Origin of the sequence: Marinobacter zhejiangensis (genome assembly GCF_900114775.1) — a bacterium.
Classification (GTDB): Bacteria; Pseudomonadota; Gammaproteobacteria; order Pseudomonadales; family Oleiphilaceae; genus Marinobacter; species Marinobacter zhejiangensis.
Map to the genome: position 1 here is coordinate 946,859 of NZ_FOUE01000002.1, position 21,679 is coordinate 968,537.

General features: G+C 58.3%; 17 protein-coding genes. 5 read left to right on the forward strand and 12 right to left on the reverse strand.

Annotated features, from left to right (window positions below; translation table 11 throughout):
• Window positions 1-29: 29 nt before the first annotated feature.
• Window positions 30-869: a formate dehydrogenase accessory sulfurtransferase FdhD gene (gene fdhD / locus BMZ67_RS09700; RefSeq protein ID WP_092021989.1), complete on the reverse strand. Its 840-nt coding sequence runs from the start codon at window positions 867-869 to the stop codon at window positions 30-32.
• A gap of 368 nt (window positions 870-1,237) precedes the next feature.
• On the opposite strand from fdhD, the gene BMZ67_RS09705 reads away from it, so the two are divergent.
• Window positions 1,238-1,543: a hypothetical protein gene (locus BMZ67_RS09705; RefSeq protein ID WP_092021991.1), complete on the forward strand. Its 306-nt coding sequence runs from the start codon at window positions 1,238-1,240 to the stop codon at window positions 1,541-1,543.
• A gap of 198 nt (window positions 1,544-1,741) precedes the next feature.
• Window positions 1,742-2,071: a hypothetical protein gene (locus BMZ67_RS09710; RefSeq protein WP_092021993.1), complete on the forward strand. Its 330-nt coding sequence runs from the start codon at window positions 1,742-1,744 to the stop codon at window positions 2,069-2,071.
• Window positions 2,072-2,074: 3 nt separating this feature from the next.
• On the opposite strand, the gene pgaD is transcribed toward BMZ67_RS09710, so the two are convergent.
• From pgaD to pgaA, 4 genes are read right to left on the reverse strand one after another with little or no spacing between them, the layout of a single operon-like run.
• Entirely contained in the window at window positions 2,075-2,566 is a 492-nt protein-coding gene (pgaD, locus tag BMZ67_RS09715; RefSeq protein WP_092021995.1) for a poly-beta-1,6-N-acetyl-D-glucosamine biosynthesis protein PgaD, read from the reverse strand.
• A complete protein-coding gene (gene pgaC, locus BMZ67_RS09720) occupies window positions 2,563-3,906 on the reverse strand; it encodes a poly-beta-1,6-N-acetyl-D-glucosamine synthase (protein WP_092021997.1) in 1,344 nt (447 codons plus the stop codon). Before pgaC ends, pgaD begins: the two co-directional genes overlap by 4 nt.
• Window positions 3,903-5,912 carry a poly-beta-1,6-N-acetyl-D-glucosamine N-deacetylase PgaB gene (pgaB, locus tag BMZ67_RS09725; protein ID WP_092021999.1) on the reverse strand — a complete coding sequence of 670 codons (2,010 nt, stop codon included), beginning with the start codon at window positions 5,910-5,912 and terminating at the stop codon, window positions 3,903-3,905. The genes pgaC and pgaB overlap by 4 nt, the downstream gene beginning before the upstream one ends.
• A 12-nt stretch (window positions 5,913-5,924) precedes the next feature.
• Window positions 5,925-8,402, reverse strand: a complete 2,478-nt coding sequence (pgaA, locus tag BMZ67_RS09730) for a poly-beta-1,6 N-acetyl-D-glucosamine export porin PgaA (RefSeq protein ID WP_092022000.1) — start codon at window positions 8,400-8,402, stop codon at window positions 5,925-5,927.
• 244 nt (window positions 8,403-8,646) lie between these two features.
• Between pgaA and BMZ67_RS09735 the strand changes: the two genes are divergently transcribed.
• Window positions 8,647-9,426 (forward strand): response regulator transcription factor, encoded by a 780-nt coding sequence (locus BMZ67_RS09735; protein WP_092022002.1) that lies wholly within the window; start codon window positions 8,647-8,649, stop codon window positions 9,424-9,426.
• 29 nt (window positions 9,427-9,455) lie between these two features.
• A complete protein-coding gene (locus tag BMZ67_RS09740; protein WP_092022004.1) occupies window positions 9,456-11,858 on the forward strand; it encodes a hybrid sensor histidine kinase/response regulator in 2,403 nt (800 codons plus the stop codon).
• Here the strand turns inward: BMZ67_RS09740 and BMZ67_RS09745 are convergent.
• The 5 genes from BMZ67_RS09745 to BMZ67_RS09765 form a co-directional block, all read right to left on the reverse strand.
• A complete protein-coding gene (locus BMZ67_RS09745) occupies window positions 11,828-13,111 on the reverse strand; it encodes an ABC transporter substrate-binding protein (protein WP_217642477.1) in 1,284 nt (427 codons plus the stop codon). The two genes, BMZ67_RS09740 and BMZ67_RS09745, sit on opposite strands and share 31 nt — an antisense overlap.
• Window positions 13,095-14,039 carry a diguanylate cyclase domain-containing protein gene (locus tag BMZ67_RS09750; protein ID WP_217642478.1) on the reverse strand — a complete coding sequence of 315 codons (945 nt, stop codon included), beginning with the start codon at window positions 14,037-14,039 and terminating at the stop codon, window positions 13,095-13,097. Before BMZ67_RS09750 ends, BMZ67_RS09745 begins: the two co-directional genes overlap by 17 nt.
• Window positions 14,026-16,407 carry a response regulator gene (locus BMZ67_RS09755; protein WP_092022006.1) on the reverse strand — a complete coding sequence of 794 codons (2,382 nt, stop codon included), beginning with the start codon at window positions 16,405-16,407 and terminating at the stop codon, window positions 14,026-14,028. Before BMZ67_RS09755 ends, BMZ67_RS09750 begins: the two co-directional genes overlap by 14 nt.
• Before the next feature lie 126 nt (window positions 16,408-16,533).
• Window positions 16,534-17,451, reverse strand: coding sequence for an alpha/beta hydrolase (locus BMZ67_RS09760; RefSeq protein WP_092022008.1), 918 nt, complete (start codon window positions 17,449-17,451; stop codon window positions 16,534-16,536).
• A gap of 3 nt (window positions 17,452-17,454) precedes the next feature.
• Complete coding sequence (locus BMZ67_RS09765; protein WP_092022010.1) at window positions 17,455-18,960, reverse strand: flavin-containing monooxygenase; 1,506 nt, start codon at window positions 18,958-18,960, stop codon at window positions 17,455-17,457.
• A 133-nt stretch (window positions 18,961-19,093) separates the two neighbouring features.
• On the opposite strand from BMZ67_RS09765, the gene BMZ67_RS09770 reads away from it, so the two are divergent.
• A complete protein-coding gene (locus BMZ67_RS09770; RefSeq protein WP_092022012.1) occupies window positions 19,094-20,137 on the forward strand; it encodes an AraC family transcriptional regulator in 1,044 nt (347 codons plus the stop codon).
• On the opposite strand, the gene BMZ67_RS09775 is transcribed toward BMZ67_RS09770, so the two are convergent.
• The gene (locus BMZ67_RS09775; RefSeq protein ID WP_092022014.1) at window positions 20,129-21,061 is read right to left on the reverse strand and encodes an NAD-dependent epimerase/dehydratase family protein; all 933 of its coding nucleotides are present in this window, start codon (window positions 21,059-21,061) and stop codon (window positions 20,129-20,131) included. The genes BMZ67_RS09770 and BMZ67_RS09775 overlap by 9 nt on opposite strands.
• 501 nt (window positions 21,062-21,562) lie before the next feature.
• Entirely contained in the window at window positions 21,563-21,676 is a 114-nt protein-coding gene (locus BMZ67_RS18835; protein ID WP_139214356.1) for a DUF2474 family protein, read from the reverse strand.
• Between the last annotated feature and the right edge of the window lie 3 nt (window positions 21,677-21,679).

Here is a 21,679-nt window from a genome sequence, read left to right on the forward strand (position 1 = left end):
GCGTTCAAGCGTTCCGGTTGCCGGCGAAGTTAACGGCTTTCCGGAGCCGGGCTGTATACACGTGCAGGGCTGTGATGGGGAAGGTGGATCAGGTTGAGTCCGTGATCTCGCGCCGTGTTTGTTGCCAGCGCCGTGGGGGCAGACAGTGACACCAGGGTTCCGACGTTTGCGCGGACGGCTTTCACAATCAGTTCCAGGCTGCAGCGACTGGTTACCACCACAAATCCCTCTTGTGCATTGCGGTCAGCAATCGCCATGGCACCGATCAGCTTGTCGAGTGCGTTGTGGCGCCCAATGTCTTCCCTGCCCATGACGACCGCGCCAAGCGAATCGATATAGAAAGCGCCGTGAAGGGCGCCACTTCTCTGCGCCAACACTTGGTGAGATGAGATGCGTTGACGCAGTGCATGAAGCGTCGCCGGCGCGGGAAGCTTAGCGTGTGGCCGTTGCTCCAGCTGAGGGATGGCCTGGTCCAATGCCTCGACACCGCAAATACCGCAGCCGCTGCTACCCAACATGCTCCTGCGGGATTGCTTCAGTACCCAAACCGCCCGATTGGAAACCTCGATATCAGCCTGTACAGAGTTGCCCATATCGGCGAGATTGATTCGGTAAATTTCACCCGGATGCTGGATGATCCCGCTGGCCAAACTGAACCCGATAATGAAGTCCTCGTAGTCCAGCGGTGAAACCATCATGACGGCGTGGTTGATGCCGTTGTAATTAATGGCAAGAGCGACTTCGCCGGCGAGCCTGGATTCCGAGAGATTGAGGGCGTCATCGATTCCGGCGTACTCAAAGGTGTCCGGCCGCGCTGACAAGGCACCAGCATCGGAGGCTGGGGCAGGCAAATCACCGCACAACGTCATACGGACACCTATGGCTATGGAAAGACAACACAAGATGGTTAAAGCCTAGGGCCGCCCGTGGGGAATGTCCAATTCGCACTTTCTATGGCGTGATCGAACGCATTGATCGGGGTTGTGCCAAAGATTGGCTTGGCAAAAACGCTGAGCCAGTTTCTGGCTGGGCCAGAATGTGGCCTGGCCAATATGCTGTGCCGGAAAATGGCGTGGGTTATGGCTTGTGTCAGAAGTTGGCGTGGCTATAATTGCCCGCCCTAAATCATCGTGCGTTATTGCCGGGCCAGAAACTGGCGCGACCTGTTACCTGTGCCGGTTTTTGGCTCGGGCCTGGGTGTGTGTCGAAATCTGGCGTGGCGACTATCAGAGCTGTTATGTACCGCGACTTTAAAACCACTCTTGAAATTATCACGGCAGTGCTGGATGACGGCGGACTGACGTCTGACCAGTTGAGGACTCGTTTCGGTGGTATGCCAGACCGAACCTTTAAACGTCATATGGCGACGGCGCGAAAACACGGCGCCCAGATGGAAAGCTGTCTTGAAGCGGGTGGTCGCTACGTGTGGATATGCCGAAACCGGCGCCAGGTCGAATCCCGGGTCCGGGCCTGGCTGGTGTTTGAGCGGGAGCGAACCCTGGTCGGTGAGTCTCAGCTTGATTTGCTTCACCAGTCGCTTTAGAGCTCTGCCACCAACCCGTTTCTGGCTGAAAACTCGTTCCTTGGTCGTAGTGCCAAAAGACGCTTCTTAGCCACCATTTGAAGAGTTCGCTTAGGGCGCGGGCGCGCTATGTTAGCGAAGAGGTGCAAAATTTGAGTAATTTTTGCGCAGCTTGAGGGTCTGTAAAGAAAGCGGTCAGTTTTCTGGTAGGTGGTCGAAATGAATGCCCAGCAACGCCCAGCCTTTCTGGTGAGTGAAAATGAGCGGTTCGCCGGAACCGGCGGTGTCAGTGAACTTAATGCTCATCATCGTTTTGTGCCGGCGTTCAAGGATTGTTGTACCGGGCAGGTCGAAATTGCCCGGTACCGGGATGGCCGCCCGGCGCCGTGCCATATCGTCGACGGATTGCCCGAAGACTGGGTGCTGAATCGGGGCGCGGACGGGCAAGCGCTGGCCATCAAGTCAACCATCGTATCTGGTTTTGTCCGCCTGGGCCGGTTCTTTACCCGGCAGGAAGCGTCCGACTACCTTGCCCAGATGACCAGCTGATTCCTATACCGCGAGAAGCTCGGTTTCCGGTAGGGGTGCTTGCGTGCTTCGAACGTCGAGGTTATGGCAGTCCTGGCGAACAAAGGAAGCTTCTGACAGCCGTCCTTCGCCATCGTTAAACAGCACCAGGACCTGTTCCTGCTGCATCATCTTTAGAACCTCCACGCTCACTCCGAAGCTGGCAGCGAGCTGCGCCTCGGTAATGTCGGGCATGCGCTTGCGACGATGGTAGCGGGCGGCCCGTCGTTCATTGTATTTGGCCCACCCGAGGAGTACTGCTGAAAGTGCTGCGGCCATCACCAGGTACCACAGCAGGCTATGCAGGGTTGCAAAGAACTCCCCAGGCAGCGAAAACTCCTTCGGACGAGGCCCGCCATGAAGCAGCGTGTTGATGCCATCAATCATCAGGTAGGCGAAAGCGGCCCAGGCGAGCAGGGTGAAAATAATGTTCAGCAGGCGCGGGAGCCAGTGTTGTTGTGTCTGAATAAGCATCATGATGATGACCTCTTGATTCCTCGGTCCGGGCTGGTCCAGGTTGCAAGTTGTTTGCGGCGTTTGAGCATGACCTTGGGGAAGCTGACCAGGGTGGTGAACAGCGTGATCATCCAATAGGCCGCGGGATACCAGATGATCCAGAACACCCAGCGGTGCAGATCTCGCTCGTAATGGCGTTCAATCAGCAGGCTGACGGTGAACTGGGTCAGGCACACGCAGGCCAGCAACAAGCCGGTAAAGCCTGGGGGCACGAGCTGGATGATGCGCAGGCTCTCGGGCAGTACAACGAACTGGCCCAGCACCCAAAGCACAATCGTCAATGCGAAGGTGAATGCCCAGATTGCTGACAGGCAGAATTCAAACAGCAGTGGCCACATGTAGCGCCAGCGCCATTTCCAGATAGTCCGCACGTTCTTGAGTAGCACTTCCGCGCCGCCCTGGGCCCAGCGCAGCCGTTGCTTCCACAGGCCACGCAGGGTTTCGGGCATCAGGATCCAGCACAGGGCCCGCGGTTCGTAGAAAATGGACCAGTGGTCGAGCTGGAGCTTCCAGCTGATGTCGATGTCGTCGGTAATCATGTCGACGCTCCAGTAATCGACCCGGTCGAGTGCCGTACGACGGAAGGCGGCGATCACGCCGGACACCGTAAAGACTCGCCCGTAGACCCGTTGGGTTCGCTTGATCATGCCAATGATCGACGAGAACTCGCCCACTTGAATGCGGCCGATCAGCGTTGAGCGGGTGCGGATGCGGGGGTTTCCGGTGACTGCGCCCACGCGGGGGTTGTTGATCATCGGGGCCACCATAAAGGGGACGGCATCCGGGTCGAGCAATGCGTCCCCGTCAATGCACACCAGAAACTCACTTCGGGCGGCCAGGGCCCCGCTGCGCATGGCAACGGCCTTGCCCTGGTTTTTGGCTAAGTGGACCACTCGCAGGCGTGGTTCCGACTCAGCCAGCTGGTTGAGGACGTCGGCGGTGTTGTCGCTAGAGCCGTCGTTGATGGCAATCACTTCGATGTTGCGGTAGTTCTGGTTAAGCGCGGCCGCCAGGGTGTCGCGGACATGGTCACCCTCGTTGAAACAGGGAATCAGTATCGATACCAGCGGCTCGCCCTTGAGCTCCGGTACCTGTAGCGGTTTGTCTTTGTGGCGCCAACTCCAGCGGCGTTCCCAGTGGAACCAGAAGTAGGTTGCCCCCGAGATCCAGAGTGCAGACATCAGAAGCGGGTACAGGAAGACGAAGTTGAGAAGTAGTTGGCCGGTGAGATTGAGAGCAAAGCCCAGCGGGCCGGCCAGTACGATCAAGAGAATAACGATGGCAATGATCCGGTCTTTCATGGCTTCGGCTCCCAGGCGTTGGACAGTGACGGGCGAATAACGGAAAGCGCCGGCTGGTCGTTGTGGAAGTCGTCCGGGTAGTAGCCGAAGTGGCGCACTCCATGCCATTGCAGGGTTTCAATCCACTCCAGCAAGACCTTATCAGGCACCGGTGTTGCCGGTATGCTCCGCCAATCCCGGGCCTGGAGCTCGAAAATGGTGCGGTTGAGACCATTGGGGCGTTTGCCCACTTCCTGAACCAGACGGGCTAGCCACTCGCGGGCTTGGTTGTCGGGTACGGACTCCATCAGCGGCATGGCCATCGGGGCGGTCCAGTCGTAGGCCTTCAGGAAGTCGTCCAGGTTCTGGGCGAACCAGGTCTCGCTGTAGGGATTCAGGACGGGCTCGGCAAACAGGTTGCGGGCAGTCTTGATCTGCGGCCCCCGGACAGCACGAGTGCGCTCGGTCAGTTCCTGGGTGAACGCAACCAGGTACTGGCTCTTGAAGCGACTCCAGTCCCAGAACCGGTTTTCATTGTCGCGGATGGTGAGAATATCATCGCCAAACCCGGCCTCCCGGTAGGCTTTGAGCGCCGGCGGGCTGACGTCTTCGTAGTCGGAGAGCAGGGCGTCGTCGTGGAACAGCAGGCCGTTGAAATGGCTGCTGGCGGCCAGGTCTTCGTAGATTTCACCAATGATCCGGCGATTCTCGGGATCAAACGGAGACAGTCGCTGGTACTGGTCAGGGTCGGTTTCAATGTTGCCAGTCTGCGGGTTAAGGCGGCGAACCCGCGGGCGATCAGGTGACAGTTCGTAGCTCAACACCGGCATCCAGGCGTAGAGGTTGTTGACGCCTGCCCGGGTTTTTAACTGCCAGGCCACTCGGTTGAACAGATCGGCCCTGACCGGCAGGTGGCGGTTGGGGAAATACAGCTCCCGTACAGTGCCATCGCCTTTGGGGTCTGCGTAGGCCTGAAGGAAGACCGTGTTGATGCGCATGTCGGCGATGCGCTGGACTAACAGGTCCAGGTTGGCCTGCAGCGCGTTCGGGTCAGGGTCGTAGACGTAGTCGAGGTCAATATGGATGACCCGCTGGGGCGGGGTGTTTTGAACCTGGTTGACCTGGTTGGCGAAACTGGGCAGATCAGGATCGGCATCCAGCAGGATTCGGGCGCCGGTGGACAGGTCCGTCATGGCACTGAGGCCAGGCTCCAGTGTCAGTGCCAGTTCGTAGCCATGCTCGCCGACGAGCTCAAGGGTGGTGCCGCTGGCCGATCCGTAAGGCCACACCCAGACCCGGGGCGACTGCCCGGTGATCTGGGTCAGTCGCTCGGTGATCTGGCCGATGTCCTGATTGAGTCGCGCGCGGTATTCCTCGTCGGTTTCGTAACCCTGCTGGTCTGAAAACAGTCGTGATGACGCAGCTGGTTGAAGATTGCCCTGCGGGTTGGCGAGGGTGCCAAAGTGCAGGTTGTAGGTGTGGGCGCCAAGCTCGACCAGCCCGGACTCGGAAATCTCACGGAGCTGCTGCTCGTTGGCGAAGTGGAGGCGGTCTACCGCAACTCCGCCGAAATCGACCTGCTGATCCGCCGGCGTGTCGAGCCAGGCGCCGACGGGGGCCAGGACGGCCGGCCACTGATAGGCTCGAAGGATGGGGAGCACCCGCGAATGGAAGCTGCTGAAGCCATCATCAAAACTGAGCAGTACGGCTTTGTCGGGCAGGGCCGGGCCGCCGTTACGGGCAGCCAGGATCTGGTCGACGGAAACCGGCTGGTAACCGTTTGCCCGAAGTAGCGCCAACTGGTCAACCAGGTTGGCCGTGCGCACGGTCATAAAGGTGTTGTCAGGGTTGCGGTCCTGGATGTCGTGGTAGGCCAACCCCATGACGTGACCGGCTGGCCAGGGCGATTCGCTGGCGGCTTGCGGTCGGTCATCGGGGGCAACAAAGGGTGGTTTGGCCGGGGCGCTGCAGCCCAGGAGTAGTGCAAGGGCCAGCAATGGCCCAGACAGCGAAAGGCATTTGGTCATTGTCGGATTCCCTTAAAAGCGATACGTCAGGTCAAACAGAAGGGCCAGGCCCAGTTCCCGTTCCCCGTCGTAGGGGCGGCTGGAGGCGCTTAGCATCAGGCCGGTGTTGAGCTGTTCGTTCCATAGCCAGCGCTGACCGTAGCTGGCGCTGATCATGGCACCGGTGCCAAACCCGTTCTGGCTGTAGGTGCCGAGCCCGAGGTAGGCCTGTTGGCTCCAGATCTGTTGATATTCCCGGTCGATGATGTGGTTGAGGGACAGCCCGGGCAGAAGAGTCAGGTCGGATTCCGGGTTGAAATACAGCCCTGCATTGCCCTGGCTGTTCCGGCTGGTGGTTACCTGCAGGTTGGCGTCCAGGGTGAGGTAGGGCTGGGTGATCAGGCGTTCCTTGCCGCTGATGCCCGCCTGCAGGCGCTCATTGCCGTCGCTGAAAGCCATGGCGGAAAGATCCAGTTGCCATTCGCGTCGCTCATGGGCACGCCAGCGCACGTAGACGGCTTGACGGTCGGCGTCGGTGTTTGAGTTGAGCGCGCGCAGAGGGGTGTGGCGGGATAAACCTTCCAGCTCCCAGCCATATTGCCAGTAGTCGTTGAATTCGTGGTCGCCGCTGAGCTTCCAGCCCGCCTTGGCGCCGTGGCCATAGTGGTTCGCGGACAACTCTGCGCTGACGGTGTGATCCCGAATTCGCCACTCCAGCCCCGCCCGTTGCCAGTGGTAGTTCGCTCGACCTTCCTCGAACTTGCCGGTGGCATAGCCCAGCCCGCCGAATACCCGCCAGTCCTGATGCAGGGGCTGGCTGTAAAGCAGGGAGTCGATGCCGAACCCGCCGCTGCCGTTAACGCCGTCACCGTTATTGGTATCGGTGTAAGCCGTGATCTGCAGTTCGTACATGTGGTGAATCTGGCGCTGTCGCTGAACCCGCTGATTGGCCAGGATTTCCGGGTATCGCTGCGCCAGGTCGTCCGCCAGTATCTCGAAGGGTTCCCAGTCCTGGAGGGCGAGGGCGTTTCCGGCCTGGGTTGCGAGTACGCCAAGGTTCACCGGGTCTGTGGATTCGGCAATTTTCAGTTCGCGCTCTGCCCGGCGTGGCCATCCTCGCAGTTGGTAAACCGAGGCGAGGCTGGTTCGCAACCCGGTATTGCCCGGCGCGTCCGATACCAGGTCGGCAAAGGTGCGCTCGGCCGCAGGCATGTCGTCGCGGTAGATGTGGTTGTTGGCCGATAGTACCTGTGCATCCAGCCAGCGGCCGTTAACGACCTGGAGCAGGGTGCCTGGCACGGGTCGGTAAGCTGGCTGCTGGGTGCTCAGTTCGTGGCTAAGGGCGTCTGCTTCGTCCAGCATTTCTGCTTCAACCAGGGCGTAGTAAAGCTGCTGATGATCCGAGATCCAGCTGGCATCCCTTGGATTGCTGTGGGCGATCAGTTCACGGTAGATGTCAGCGGCGCTCTCGGGGTTGCGCAGGTAAAGTAATGCGTCGGCGTACCAGCGTTGCGCATAGCCGGGCAGGTTGGTGCCCTCACTGATCAACTGCTCCGCTTCGCTCTTCAGCTGGTGCATGGCAAGGCGGCTGCGCAAAGCGCCAAGCCGGTCCAGCCGGATGCGGATGCTCTCCTGCGGTGGCAGGTTCTGCCACTCGGCGAGTAAAGCCTCCGACTGCGCCAGCGCACGATCTGTGAGTGTATGGCGGTCGCGGTGGGCGCCCATCGGTATCACAGACAGCCGGATTTGCTCGGAAAGCTGGTCCGCTTCCAGTCGGCGCAGTTCGGTCTCGCTCATGAGTGAGTCTTGGCGAGCGAGGGCCAGGGCCGGGGTGCTCAATCCTGCTCGCTGCAGCGCAAAGATGTATTCGCGGCGAACGTCCCGCCGATCAGGGGCCATTTGCAGGGCTTGGTCGAACTCAAATAGGGCGGCAAAGGGCGCTTCGGCGCGCATAAGTGCGTAGCCGTATCCCAGTCTCGCTTCAATAGAGGTAGGTGCTTCGGAGGTCCAGCGTTTGCCTTCGTCCTGCGCTCGTTGGGTCTGGCCGGCATCGGCGAGCGTCATGATCAGGGCAAGTCGGTAGTCGATATGCCCGGGGTGCTGGTCGTGCAGCGATTCCAGCAGCGCCAGCGCCTGGGGCCACTGTTGGAGGTTGCGTCTGGCGCGGGCTGCTATGAAGGTCGCATCGGGGAAGGCGGACAGTTCGCCGGCGTGATTGTCATAAAGCTCAGCCGTGGCTTGATCTTGCCCATTCCAGCTGGTGATGATGAGCTGGTCGAGCCGCTGGCTTGCGGTCAGCTCCTGGCGCTGGCTGAAATAATCCAGAGCTGGTTGGTGCATGCCGTTTCTGGCCTGCGTGATCAGCGCGTTATAGTCGCTGGGGGATGCCATGCCCTGGGCCAGGGCATGGCCGCACAGGGACTGTGTTGCGAGAACGGAAGCGCCAAGAAGGTTTTTGAATGATCCATTGAAACAGTTGAACGGCTGGCAACTGCGAAATATGCCTGTCAAATCTGATCCCTCAGGTAGTGTCAGGGCGGCTTTCGCCTAATGAGTGATTTTTGAACGATATCGCGCTTTGGTTGTGCGAACTTGTGGCTGAGGAGATGAATCTTTTGGTTGAGTGGACGTTGGCCAGTTTCGCCTTGTGCTGAATTGTTAACTGTCGTAAAAATGTCGGGCCTTCGGGGTCGCCCCCTCTGTTTCTGGGCGTGTAGGCGTTACAAATGAGGCGAGGGGATTAAGGGAGGCATTTGTGAGAGAAGTATCGACATTAACGGGGCATGTTCTGTTGGTGGATGATCGGCCGGAAGAGTTAAGACCCTTGGTTCGGGTGTTAACCCGGGAAGGGTTTCGATTGTCGGTGGTTTCTGCGGCACGGAAGGCGGTTTATCAGGCGCAACTGGTTAAGCCAGACATTATTGTGCTTGATCTTCATATGCCGGACATGGACGGGTTTGCTGTCTGTCGATTGTTGCGGGAGTCACCAGCCACCCATAAGGTGCCGATCATCTTTCTGTCCTCGTCCACCTCTGTTGACGACCGTCTCGCTGGCTTGAAATGGGGGGCGGTTGATTTCGTGGTAAAGCCCTATACTGCGGAAGAGGTGTTGGCTCGGCTTCGTATTCACCTGAGTCTGGCCTGGCGGGCTGCGGGGCGGGATGGCTCTGATGACGAACCTGCACAGGAAGTGCTGGGTCCGGATGAGCTGGTGCTTCGCGCGGCTTCCCGTCTGATCTTTGACGATCTGGCGAACCCTCCGTCCTTGCAGGATATAGCCAAGGCATCGGGAACCCATGAAAAACGACTCCTGAAAGTATTCCGGGAGCGCCTCGGGATGACTGTGTTCGCGTACATCCGGCAGGCCCGGCTTCAGCGTGCGAAAGAGCTGCTGTCTGAAGGTGTGGTCTCGATTGAAGATATTGCGGCATTGGTTGGCTTCAGTGGGGCAGCTAATTTTGCGACCGCTTTCAAGGCACAGGAAGGCGTCACCCCCAGGGCTTACCGGCAGCAATCCCAGTTATCCAAAGTCTAGAGTCTCAAGGGGCTGGAGGAAGCCAACCCATGAAGTTGTTTGTTGTCTTATGGCTTTTGGTGGCGTCCTCCGCGCTTCAGGCTGGCGAACTGCTTTCCGTTCTTGATGAGCCGCCTGCCTGCGGGCAGCCTGATTATGCGCAAGGGCTCGAAGTCAGCTTTCTGGAAGATTCTGACAAAGCCCTCTCAGCAAGTCAGGTCGCCGCCATGCAGGTCGAGGCATTTGCCCGCCTGGGCCGTGACGGCTGGCGACCGCGGTTCAGCCAATCCGCCTATTGGTTTCAGTTTGTGCTGAATAATGTGGGTGGCGAGGCTTGCCAACGCGTGCTGACGGTCGGCAGCCCGCGGCTTGAAAAGGTTGAAGTGTTTACCCGGCAGGGAGAAGTGCTTGAGCGCCAGCTGGCAGGGAGTGATGTGCCCCTCGAAGACTGGTCGGTTAAGGCGCGCCACCCCCGGTTTTTGATAGACCTGCCAGAGAATTCCCTTTACCCCGTTTGGGTGCGTGTCGAGAGTGAAAGCCTGATCGTGCTGGGGCCTGAGTTGTGGTCGGAGGCCGAGCTGGATAATCGCATGGCTGCCCTGCAACTGGAAGAAGGGCTTGTGTCGGGGGCCACCCTCGTCGTCGCGATTTCCGGATTGTTGGCTGCGATTATATTTCGTTCTTACCTTTTGGTGGCCAGCTCCCTGGGTCTGCTTGGCTACCTGATGGTCACCCTGGTTGTGAATGGGTACCTGTTCTACGTTCCGGACCTTCTTCCCCGGGCCCGCTCCGTGGTGGCCATACTGACCGCCGTGGTGTTTGTGCTGTTCTACAGTTATGCCTACCTGCTGTTTCGGGTCGCCAGGCTGCCGGTGTGGGTGAAGGCCCTGGTTTCCGGGTATCTGGTGGTCGGTACTGGCTTGCTGCTCTGGGGATTGGTGGGCGACTTTTCCGAATCCCGTTTTTTGTTCAACCTGTTCCGTTACGGCACCTACCTGTTGATTCCGTCGCTGTTGGCGGTTGCGCTGATCTACCGGGTTCGGCTGAGTGCGCTGGCCTGGGGACTGGCTGCGTTCATGCTGTTTCAGGGGGTGTCGATTGTGACTCAAAGCCTGATCAGTCCGTCTCTGCACTATGGCGAAGATCTTTTCGAGGTGAGTTCAAATCTCATGATGCTGGTGTTGGTGGTGATGACGGTGGTGTCGTTAAGCCTGGCCAGTCGAAAGCGTGAGTTGGCGACCCGGAGCGAGCTGGCGGACGTTCAGGAGAGCAGTCGCAGGCGCCTGCAGCAAATGGTCGAACTGCGCACGGCCCAGCTCCAAAAATCGCTGTCTGCGAGGGAGTTGATGGTTGCCCGGGTCAGCCACGATCTGCGGGCTCCGCTTGTGGGAATAATCCATCAGGCACAAGTGATGGGGGATAGCGATCAGGGGCGACACATTGAACGTCAGGCGCGACAGCAACTGGCGTTGCTGGATGACCTGATCCTGCTGTCGGGGAAAGAACTGGCGGTAACCGAGCAGAACCTGCAGGCCGGGTTTCTGTATGCGTTCCTTGATGAGATTGAAGTGGATGGCCGCATGCTGGCGGAACGGGGCGGCAACCGTTTCCAGGGCGAGATCTCGTCGCATTTGCCGCCCCTTGTTCAGATTGACTTCCGGCCGTTGCGCCGGGTGTTGCTTAACCTGTTGGGTAACGCCGCCAAATACACCCAGGGTGGCGTCGTGACCTTGCGGGTTGAGCGCCTGGGGCGGGAGCTGGATCGGGTTCGGGTACGTTTTGAGGTGGTCGATACCGGGGTGGGGGTTCCTGAAGAATTACGGGCCCATCTGACTCAACCGTTCACCCGGGGCAAGCAGGTGTCGTCAACCGAAGGGTTTGGGATTGGCTTGTCGGTGGTGGAGGAGCTGCTAGGGCAGATGGGGAGTCACCTTGAGCTCTACGACAACCAGCCAGCTGGCAGTGTGTTTGGGTTCGAGGTTGCCGTGCCTGTGGCGGAGGAGTCGGAGGTTGCCGCCGTCATGGAGGAGACCCATGCCCGTGAAGTTGATGGTGAGGGGTTCCGTGTCGTGGTTGTTGATGATGTGGAATTAACCCGGGCCTTTGTAGGAGAGATTCTCGGAGGGTATGGCTTCGACGTGGATGCTGTGCCGAGCGGGCGTGAGGCGTTGGAGTTGTTGGAAGAAGAGGGTGTGGACTTGCTGGTGACCGATCAGCTGATGCCGGACATGGATGGCTGGGGGCTGTTGGCAGAGGTGCGCAAGCACCACCCGAAACTGCCGGTGCTGCTGTATTCCTCCATGCCGCCGAGCCCCGTCGCCCGGCTGTATGGAGTGGCGTTTGATGCGACGCTTCTGAAGCCTGCTGCGAGCGATGAGTTCCTGGCTCTGGTTGAGCGCCTGTGCCGGGAGAAACGTTTTGATCAGTCCGATTTGGAATCGGTCAGAACCTGAACCAGTTGCTCACTTGCTTGCCGGTCATTAATGTCGCCTTGGAAGTGCCTGGCGACGATGCGGTAAACCGCCTCCTTGATCGGGGCGGGGTGGGCGTTGCCCATGGCCACCGAGCCCATCAGGGTGCGCCGCATATTGGCATTGCGCATGTCGCTGATTGCCTTTTGCCCACAGTCACCAAAGGCGCTTCTTGTGGCGTCCACCCGCGCAGGAATTGCGCCTGAGGCCAGATTCACGTCACGCTGAAGGTCGCTGTCCATCAAAAGGCTTGCGAGCTTCCGGCGGGTGTCTGCCGAAGCATCGCTTTCGTTGAGAAGCATGTACTGGTCGGCATTGAACAGCACCATGCCCTGGGTGTCGGGAAAGCGGAAACATTGGTAGTCGGTTCCGGGCTGCTGGTTTTCGGCGGTGAACTCGCCATCGACCCAGGAACCTTGTACCTGAAGCAGGGCTTCACCGTTGTGGACCTGCTGGGTCGCATCGCTCCAGACCATTCGTGTGTATTCATCCCCCACGAATTCCTGCAACTTCCTCATTCGTCCAAAGGCCTGCTCGAACGTTTCCCGGTCGCCTGACTGGGGTGCCAACTCAAGGAAATTTCGTCGGTAAAATGGGACGCCTCCAACGCCTGCTGCGACGGATTCGAACAGCAAGGTTTGTTCCCATGGTTCATTGCCGATGGCCAGGCCGATGATTCCCGCTTGCCTGGCCTTTTCCAGTAGTACGATAAAATCGTCCCAGGTGTCGGGTTCCTGACCGCCAATGGCCTCGAGTTGATGCTGGTTTACCCACAGCCAGTTGGTGGAGTGGACATTGAAAGGTGCGGCATACCAGTGGCCGTCATACATCGAAAGCTGCTGAATAGCGTAGGGTATAACCTCGTTCCACTCTTCTTTCCGGGCAACGTCATCCAGCGACACCAGGCGCCCCTGGCGAGCCCAAAGGTGGATATCATAACCAATCACCTGCGAGGCGGTCGGCGTGCTCCCGCTTGCAAGCAATTGGTTGAGGGTCTGGTAGTAACGGGCAGTCCCGCTGCCGGGGATGGCGGTGTCGCTGAAATGAAGGTCTGCACGCTCAATGTATTCCCGGATGACCGCGATACCCGCCTGTTCACCAGGGGATACCCACCAATGGGCAAGATGAATGTCGCCGTCGGTGTGAGCCGCTACTGGAAGGCTGCAGCTCAGAAAGCCGGACAAAAGGCCGGCTAAGTACGGCTTTGGTCCGGTGGCGTTAGCAATGGACAACACGGTTCCGCCCTGCCTTCTTGGCTGAATAAAGTCGTTGGTCTGCAAGGGCGGTCAGGCGCTTGAAAGAATCAGTTTCTTTTGGGAGGACGCTTGCGCAGCCAATGCTTACGGTCACGTAGGGGCTTGCGGGCGATGCCGAGTGACGGATTCGCAGGTCCCGTACGGCGGCGCAGAGTTGATCGCCAATAACCCTGGCGCTGCTGTTATCGGTGTGTGGCAGGATGCAGGCGAATTCTTCGCCGCCATAACGGGCCACCAGATCCCCTGAGCGCTTAAGGGTCTGTTCCATGCGTTGGGCAATCAGCTTGAGGGCGCGGTCGCCGGTCACATGGCCGTACTCATCGTTAAAGGACTTGAATGCGTCGACGTCAATCATCAGCAAGCCAAGTGGGTGTCGCAATTCTTTCATGCGCTCCCACTCCCGGTGGAGTGACAGATCAAAATAGCGTCGGTTGGCAATGTCCGTCAGTCCGTCACGGTTGGACATCTTTTCGAGAGTCCGCCGTTGTCTCTGGAGTTGGAGTTGGTTTCTGACCCTGGCTTTGAGGATGTCCGGGTCGAACGGCTTGCGTATGTAGTCCAGCGCGCCAAGTTCAAGCCCTTCCTTTTCGAAAGCGGTGTCGGTCATTCCAGACACAAAGATAATCGGGATGTCTTCGGTGTGTGGATTGGACTTCAGTTGATGGCAGACCTCGAAGCCGTCAAGGCCCGGCATGTTGATGTCCATTAAGATAAGGTCAGGCTTCAGGCGGTTGGCCAGCTTGAGTGCTTTGGCGCCGTTCTCGGCGGAGACCGGCGTGCAGAAATCTTCAATTTCCGCGGCGACAAAGGCGCGGTTCAAGACCTGGTCATCAACAATCAGGACTTTCTGCTGATGCATGGCGATTGGGGTATCGGATAGCCTGTTTGCAAGGTTAGAGCGAGCCATCGTTCAACTCCAGGGTCTTGGTGTTCGCGGGTGTCAGATCATCAAAGTGATGTTCCAGTGATTGAATGCTGTGGTGGATGGTTGGTCGCAGTTCTTCGGCGAGAGCGAACGCTTCGTCGCCAAGGTTGCGCCTTAGCATCTCCGTGACCTCCTCGCACAGCGATGCCAGCCGGGTAAGCCCGGATTGGCCGGCAATGCTGATCAGGTCGTGGGTGTGCTGATGCAAGCTCTCACGGTCACCGGCGTGAAGAGCGTCCTTCAGTTGGTTGCTGCGACTGCCAAGCTCTCGCAGTAACAGGTCGATGATGTGGCTGAAGCGGGCCGGGGTCATCAGTTTTTGCATCCGGTTCAATGGCTCCAAGTCAATCAAGTCAGCGTGATGATTTGGCGCGGGCGGTGCCTGTGCGGCTTCGGCTTCGGCTTCGGGCAGGTTGGTTGCCCCGGACAGGGTGTCCAGAAGCATTCGCCAAAGCTGCTGCTCATCGATTGGTTTGGCGAGGTGGCCATTCATGCCTGCGCTGAGGCAAAGTTGGATGTCATCCGGCTGGGCGCGCGCCGTCATCGCGATGATGGGGATGTGTTTGAAGCGCTCGTGACGGCGAAGCTCCCGTGTGGCTTGCAAACCGTCCATCTCGGGCATCATCAGATCCATGAGAATGGCGTCATAGGTGCCGTCATCGCTGTGCAGTAATTTCTCTAGCGCTTCCAGCCCGCTGCAAGCGGTATCAACTTCGAGGTTGGCCTGTTCCAGCATTTCGGTGGCCACCATGCGGTTCATTTCGTTGTCATCGACAAGGAGCACTCGCAGGCTTGCGAACCGAGGTGGCAGGATGACATCCCCTGGTGTCGCTGGTTCGGAGGTGTTGATGCCGACCCTTACGCGGAACCAGAAGGTGCTGCCCTTGCCAGGCTGGCTGGAAGCGCCAATTTCCCCACCCATGAGTTCGGCGAGCTGGCGGGATATGCTGAGACCAAGCCCGGTGCCGCCATACTGGCGAGTGGTGGAGGCGTCGACCTGCTCGAAGGGCAGGAAAAGCCGTTCCAGCTGCTCTGGTTCGATGCCGATACCTTGGTCACCAACCTCGCCATAGAGATAGCTTTCTGCGTTTGACGGCGTGTCGAGCCGAAGAAAGACGTAGATGTTGCCGGAATTGCTGAACTTTATGGCGTTGTTCAGAAAATTGATAAGAATCTGACTGACCCGCAACGGGTCGCCGATCAGTTGCGGCAACTCCGGTTGCGGCGCCTGTACCAGTGTCAGGTGCTTTTCCCGCGCTCGTTGTTCGACCAGCAGTGTGACCTCGCTCAACAGTTGTTGCGGGCAAAACGGGGTGTGTTCAATGCGGAGTTTTCCGGCATCGATCTTGGAAAAATCGAGCAGGTCATTGATGGTTTCGAGCAGGTGTTGTCCGGCTCGCTCCACTTTTTCCACGCGGCTGCGTTGATCCTCGCTCAACGGGTGTTTCAGGGTCAGGCGAGTGAGTCCCATGATGGCATTGAGTGGAGTTCGGACCTCGTGGCTGACGTTGGCGAGGAATTCTGATTTGGCCTTGACCGCCTGAGCGGAGGCTTCCAGTTCCTCTGATCGTTGCATGGTGTCTTTGAATACCTGCAGAGCCCGGGCCATCAGGCCGACCTCATCCTGGCGGTCAAGGTAATTGATGGTGTCGGTGTAGCGGTGTTGGGTGAGCCGGCTCATGACTTGCGTGAGCTGGCTGATCGGGCGTGCGATGCGAGTTGTGGAGAAGTAGGCCGCCAGCGCGATTCCGGACAGCAGGACAAGGGTTGAGAACAGGGTGGTGGCGCTGAGTGACGCCTCGGTTGTGTTGCTCAGTGACCGTGCGGAGCTTTGGTAACGATTGATCGTGCTGTTGCGTAAGTCCGCCATACTGGTTTGCAGGGCGGTTAGCTGAGGGGTGAACTCCTGGTGGAGAATGTTGAGTGCTGTGTCGCCCCGCCACCGTGTTGCGGCGTCCACGATCTGGTTGGATAGCTCGAACAGTCCGCGTTGCTGTGTCGCAATGTCGGTGATCTGAGCCTGTTGACCTTCGATCGGGGTTAAACGGCTAATGGTTTCCGTCAGTTGCATCTGGACCTGGTTGAGCCGGTGCCGGGTGCTCTCCATCGCGGCTTCTGTTTGCTCTGTCAGAACCGAAAACGCGAGCAGCCCCGCCTCGCTGAGTTGCATGGATGCCTGCCCGATCAGAATGGCATTGCGGGCATCCTGATTCAGCAGAATCCGATAATTTCGGTCAACTGAATTAAGGGTGTATTGGGATAGTGCTGTCAGGCTCAGGGCCAGCACACCCATAAGCGAGACCAGGATGACGCTTTGCAGTGTGATCGAAAGGTTCTGGACTTGGCGCACGGGCAGCTCCGGCAGGACGGGGTTGTTAGTAAGCCCTATTCTGCAGCTCTGTTCCAGGAGTGCCTTTTATCAAGCGGACAATAGTTTTGCGGCGCAGCCCGGAATGCCCAGGCTACGCCTCCGCATTCAGGTGGACTGGTTGGTGTGAGATGGCTCGGGAGCAGTCTGCTGTTTGATGAATTTGCCTATGTCGTGGACGGCGTTGGTGGCCTTTTCAAGAACCCGGTAATGCAGTTGGAATACGTGCCAAAGGCCTTCGTATTCGTTCAGTGTGCAGTTCAAGCCCGTTTTCATCATTCGTTGGTACAGGCTCTGGGCATCAGAAAGCAAGACCTCTTCGGTCCCGACCTGGATCAGAGTCGGGGGCAGGCCCGTTAGGTCACCGAGAAGCGGGGAGCACTCGGGGTTTTGAGGAGAACTCAAGCGCGAGTAGCTGTCCGCGGCCCAGCGAAGCCAGTCCTGGGAGATCATGGGGTCTCGTTTTGCGTGGGATGTCATTGTGCGGCCGCTGAGGGTGAGGTCAACCCAGGGCGATATCAGCACCAGCGAGGCGGGCAGGGGTAGATCGGCGTCGCGGATGGCCATCAACAGGGTCAGGGCGAGGCCGCCTCCGGCGGAGTCCCCGACAATGCTCAGCTTGCCAGGATCCTGGCCTTCGTCCAGCAAAGTGCTATAGATCGTCAGCACGTCTTCGAGTGCAGCCGGGTGTGGGTGCTCCGGCGCCAGTCGGTAATCCGGTAACCAGACCTGGGCGCCTGCCGCTTCGCCGACGGCGGCAGCCAGCTTTCTGTGGCTGCTGTAGCCGCCAATTACAAAAGCCCCTCCGTGAATAAACAGGACTCCGCGACCTTGCTCCTGTGATAGTGGCGTGATTGCCATTGTCGGCACATTGGCTTTGCGGTCTGGCTGGTATTTAGTACCCTTGGGACCCATTAACGTGAGTCCGATGGTGCCACCCCAGGCCCGTTGAACGCCAATCGGGACGCCGGGTGACAGTGCCGGTTTAAGGAAAAGTCGGACAGTTGCAGAAAGTAGTCGACGCATGGCCTATTCCCCGCTTCCGTTCGGTGCTGGTTGCAGGTCGTAGTCTTGCAGGTCCAGGGTTCCAGTCAGAAAACGGTAGTTGAAGGTATAGCCTGGCCAGTTGTTGGTGTTCTTGCCGGATGCTGTCTGATACCAGGATGTGCAACCTGACGCCCAGACGGTCTTCTTCAGTTTTTGCTGGATCTCGTTGGCATAGTTGCTCTGGGGTGATTCCTTGACGTCCATATAGTGCAGGCTCGGGTCGAGGAGCAGCTTTACGCACTGAGTGATGTAGCGGATTTGGGACTCAAGCATGAACACAATGGAGCTGTGCCCAAGGTTGGTGTTGGGTCCATACAAGATGAACAGGTTAGGGAAGCCGGAGACGCTGATTCCTTTATACGCTTCGGCACCATCTCGCCAGGCGTCATTCAGGTTCAGTCCGTTCAGGCCGGTAACGTTCATGGGGGCAAGGAAATCGGTTGCTTTGAAGCCGGTGCCATAAATGATGATGTCGACTTCATGCCTGGTGCCATCTTCGGTGATGATGGCATCCTCCTCAATCCGTTCGATGCCGTTGGTGACAACATCAAGGTGGTCCTGATTGATGGCGTCGTACCAGTCATTCGAAAGCAGGAGCCGCTTACAGCCAACCGGGTAGTCGGGGATGATTTTTTGGCGTTTGATCGGGTCTTTTATGTTCTTGCGGGCGACACGTTTGGCTTGCCATTTGAACGCATTCAACAGGAATCCGAAGCGGGTGAAGGCCAGGGCGCGGCTCTCATTCTTCCAGTAGATGCTTGCGCGATAGATTCGATCCACCAGCGGCATTGCATCGAACAGCCATTGCTCAAAGCCGGTGAAGGGGCGGTCCGGTTTTGGGATAACCCAGGCGGCTGAGCGCTGGAAGAGTTTGAGTTCGCTCACCTTACCCACGATTTGCGGAACAAACTGGATGGCGCTGGCGCCGGTGCCGACCACGGCAACTCGCTTGCCCTCCAGGTCGCATTCATGGTCCCAGCGTGCGGAATGGAAAACCTTTCCCTTGAAACGGTCGATACCTTCGATGTTGGGGTAGGCTGGCTGGTTAAGCTGGCCGGTGGCGGACACGACGGTGCGGGCCCTGAGGGTGTCGCCGTTTTTGGTGGTTAGGATCCAGAGGCCTGCGTCTTTGTCAAATACGACGGATTCGACTTCCTGATTGAAGCGGATGTGATCCCTGAGTTTGTATTTGGTGACGCAGCTTTCCATGTACGAGCGAATTTCCGGTTGCAAGCCAAACTTGCGGCTCCAGTCGCTCTTGGGCTCGAACGAAAAGGAATACAGATGCGATTGAACATCGCAGGCGGCGCCGGGGTAGGTGTTGTCGCGCCAGGTGCCTCCGACGCTGGATGCTTTTTCAAGAATTGTAAACGAGTCGATCCCGGCGTTTTTAAGCTGGATGGCCATGCCCAGTCCACCGAAACCGGTCCCGATGATGGCGATGTGAAGTGGGTTTTCCCCGGTGTCTGCGCTGTGTTTTCTGTTCATGCTTGTGCCTTAACGATGCTTTGTTTTTATCAGTTAAGGCCAGTGTAAGAGCAGGGTTCTTGCCACACGATCATTTGCTGGGACAAAATATCAATAAAAAGGGACAAATTCCGAGCGAGGCGGGAGGGTGTTTATGCCGTTGTGGGACTTTTACCGTACTGTGGACAGCATGCGCCTGTTGGCCGAGCTGGCGGTTGAGTATGGGGTGGCGGAGTCTCAGGTGCTTGAAGGGACAGGGGTTTCGGTTGACCAGTTGTATGTGCCGGACCTTGTTGTGGAAGCCCGCCAGGAGCTGCGGTTGATCAGTAACCTGGTCGAGAGGCTGGGGCATGTGCCCGCACTGGGGGTGATTGCCGGTCAGCGGTACCACTTTAATACCTTTGGGGCGCTGGGATTTGCCCTTGTCAGCAGTCCCACGTTCGGCGCGGCCCTTGATGTCGGGCTCAGGTACGTGCAGCTAACATTCGCGTTCTGTCAGCTCTCGATCCGGGAGCAAGGTGAGCTGACCTGTATTGATTTCGATGCCTCGGAACTGGCCCCAGGGCTGCGGCAGTTCATCATCGAGCGCGACAGCTCTTGCCTGATCACGTTGCAACGGGATGTCTACAATAAAATTTCGCCCCTCAAGTCTCTGTGTTTCTCCTTTCCCGAGCCGGAATCCAAAGATGTGTACCGGGAGTTCTACCGGGTGCTTCCGGAATTTGACGCCCCTGTGACCACCTTGACCCTCAGTCGGTCGATGCTTTCAGAAATTATGCCGCAAGCCAGTGAGCAGGCGTTGCGGTCGGCAGAGCAACAATGCGAGTACCTGCTGAATCAGCGCCTCAAGCGAGGTGGGCTGTCAGCGCAGGTTCGCCAATACCTTGCCGCCCGGGCCTCGGAAATGCCGGGCATGGACGACGTTGCGCTGGCAATGAACACCATCCCCAGAACCCTACGGCGAAAGCTGCAGCAGGAAAACACCACCTTCGCCGAGCTTCGCGATGAAGTTCGTCAGGCGCTTGCCGACGAATACCTCGCTGGCCCGAGGTTGTCGGTGGAACGGGTTGCTGAGCGCCTCGGGTATTCCGGGCCCACAGCCTTCATTAACGCCTACAAGCGGTGGTATGGCACAACGCCAGCCAATCGCCGCTCACAGTCAAGCCGGGGCGTCGGTTTGGGGCGGCGCTCAGAGTGATAGCTGCTCATCCCGAATCGTCTTGAGCCCTTCTTCAAACGTGGTCACTCTGAACTCCGGGAACCGCGTTTTAAACTTGTCAGAGACAAACAGGTTGTCTGACTTATAGCGGGGCAGCAACTCTGCAGCATCCCGAACGGTACGGTTGAATACCCCCGCCAGCGTTAATTGCCATTGCCTGAGCACGGTATGGCTTGGCTTCTGATTGAATGTGCGTGCGGCCAGGTCTACAAACTGCTGGCAAGTCAGTCGATTGTCATCGCAGGGTAGGTGCCAGGTCTGGCCGTAGGCGTCCGGTGTATTGCCGAGCAGGGCCATGGCACGACTGGCGTCTGGCGTGTAGATAAGGCTCCGCAGGGTGTCGTCGCGCAAAAAGACCTTTGCCGGTTTGCCCGCGAGCAGGTTGTCGATCACCGTTGTGTTGGTGATGCTTTGGGTCTTTCCGGGTCCGTAGAACTCCGGAGCCCGGCAGATCATCGCCTGAATCTTTCCCGAATTCATGGCATCCAACAGTTCCGTAGCAATGGCTGCGCGCACCTGCCCCTTTCTGCCGTTCGGCTGAAACGGTGCGTCTTCGGTTTGTGGTGTGTCGGTCTGTGGGTACATGTAGGTGTTGTCGAAGTACACCAGTTTGGCCTGGTGAGCGGCGCAGGCATCGATCACATTGCGCATGATAACCGGCCACTGTTCCACCCATAACTGGGTGTTCATCGGGAGCCCGGCAGTCAGGTAAACGATGTCCGATCCCTCAACGGCCTTCCGTGTTTGCTCGGCGCCCAACAGGTCTGCGCTGAGCAATTGGTCGGTGTCATTGACCTTTTGCGGGCGGCGGCTCACCAGGCGGATGTCGCTGGTGAAGCCGTTTTTCAGACTGATTGCCAGTTCGTGCCCAATCTGGCCGCTTGCGCCAAGTATGGTTTGCATGAGTGTTGCTCCGGGGTGCAATGGATAGGTGCAGAGGTCATCGTAAGCTTAAATCCGCCTTTAAGGTCAAGTGGCGGATTGGCATTGGCTTCCTGCTTCCGGAGGTGGTGTGAAGAAGGGAGGGTTGCGGGGTGTTGGCAGGGGTGTAGTGGTTTCTAAGCATCGGTTTCAAGGGAAGGGGAGGCGTAGAATATCTCCCTAATGATTGACCGGAGTGCGGGCATGTTGCCTGCCTCAAAATTGATTAGGTGAAACCATGAAAACCGCTGCTACCTGGCTTAAAGGGTGGCGTATGAAGCGCAGCTTTGTACGCCTCGTAGAGAGTACTGAACCGCGCTTGCTTCTGGATGTTGGATTTTCTCCGGAGGTGGTTGAAGCAAGGCTTCGTACGCCATTCTGGAAATTCTGAAGTGGCCCTGACCGGCGGAAGGCGTTGTTCCGGCCGCCGGTACGGATCTTGAGGGTTGGTATCTCTCTCGGGGTCGTCTCAGTGCTCAATGGTCAGAGCATTTGCATGGCCGCTTTTAACACAGCAAGTACTAAATAAGTGGCACTTACGCTTGCGGCCCAGATAGCGGCCAGCCAGGCTAACCTTCTGAATGCTTGTCCTTTCATTGT

Excerpts from the sequence above, each read along its gene's own strand:
- BMZ67_RS09710 (WP_092021993.1), top strand. The coding sequence starts at position 1,742 with ATGAATGCCCAGCAACGCCCAGCCTTTCTGGTGAGTGAAAATGAGCGG.
- BMZ67_RS09775 (WP_092022014.1), bottom strand. The coding sequence starts at position 21,061 with ATGCAAACCATACTTGGCGCAAGCGGCCAGATTGGGCACGAACTGGCA.
- BMZ67_RS09750 (WP_217642478.1), bottom strand. The coding sequence starts at position 14,039 with ATGGCTCGCTCTAACCTTGCAAACAGGCTATCCGATACCCCAATCGCC.
- BMZ67_RS09705 (WP_092021991.1), top strand. The coding sequence starts at position 1,238 with ATGTACCGCGACTTTAAAACCACTCTTGAAATTATCACGGCAGTGCTG.
- BMZ67_RS09760 (WP_092022008.1), bottom strand. The coding sequence starts at position 17,451 with ATGCGTCGACTACTTTCTGCAACTGTCCGACTTTTCCTTAAACCGGCA.
- pgaB (WP_092021999.1), bottom strand. The coding sequence starts at position 5,912 with ATGACCAAATGCCTTTCGCTGTCTGGGCCATTGCTGGCCCTTGCACTA.
- fdhD (WP_092021989.1), bottom strand. The coding sequence starts at position 869 with ATGACGTTGTGCGGTGATTTGCCTGCCCCAGCCTCCGATGCTGGTGCC.
- BMZ67_RS09770 (WP_092022012.1), top strand. The coding sequence starts at position 19,094 with ATGCCGTTGTGGGACTTTTACCGTACTGTGGACAGCATGCGCCTGTTG.
- pgaC (WP_092021997.1), bottom strand. The coding sequence starts at position 3,906 with ATGAAAGACCGGATCATTGCCATCGTTATTCTCTTGATCGTACTGGCC.
- BMZ67_RS09740 (WP_092022004.1), top strand. The coding sequence starts at position 9,456 with ATGAAGTTGTTTGTTGTCTTATGGCTTTTGGTGGCGTCCTCCGCGCTT.
- BMZ67_RS18835 (WP_139214356.1), bottom strand. The coding sequence starts at position 21,676 with ATGAAAGGACAAGCATTCAGAAGGTTAGCCTGGCTGGCCGCTATCTGG.
- BMZ67_RS09765 (WP_092022010.1), bottom strand. The coding sequence starts at position 18,960 with ATGAACAGAAAACACAGCGCAGACACCGGGGAAAACCCACTTCACATC.
- pgaD (WP_092021995.1), bottom strand. The coding sequence starts at position 2,566 with ATGATGCTTATTCAGACACAACAACACTGGCTCCCGCGCCTGCTGAAC.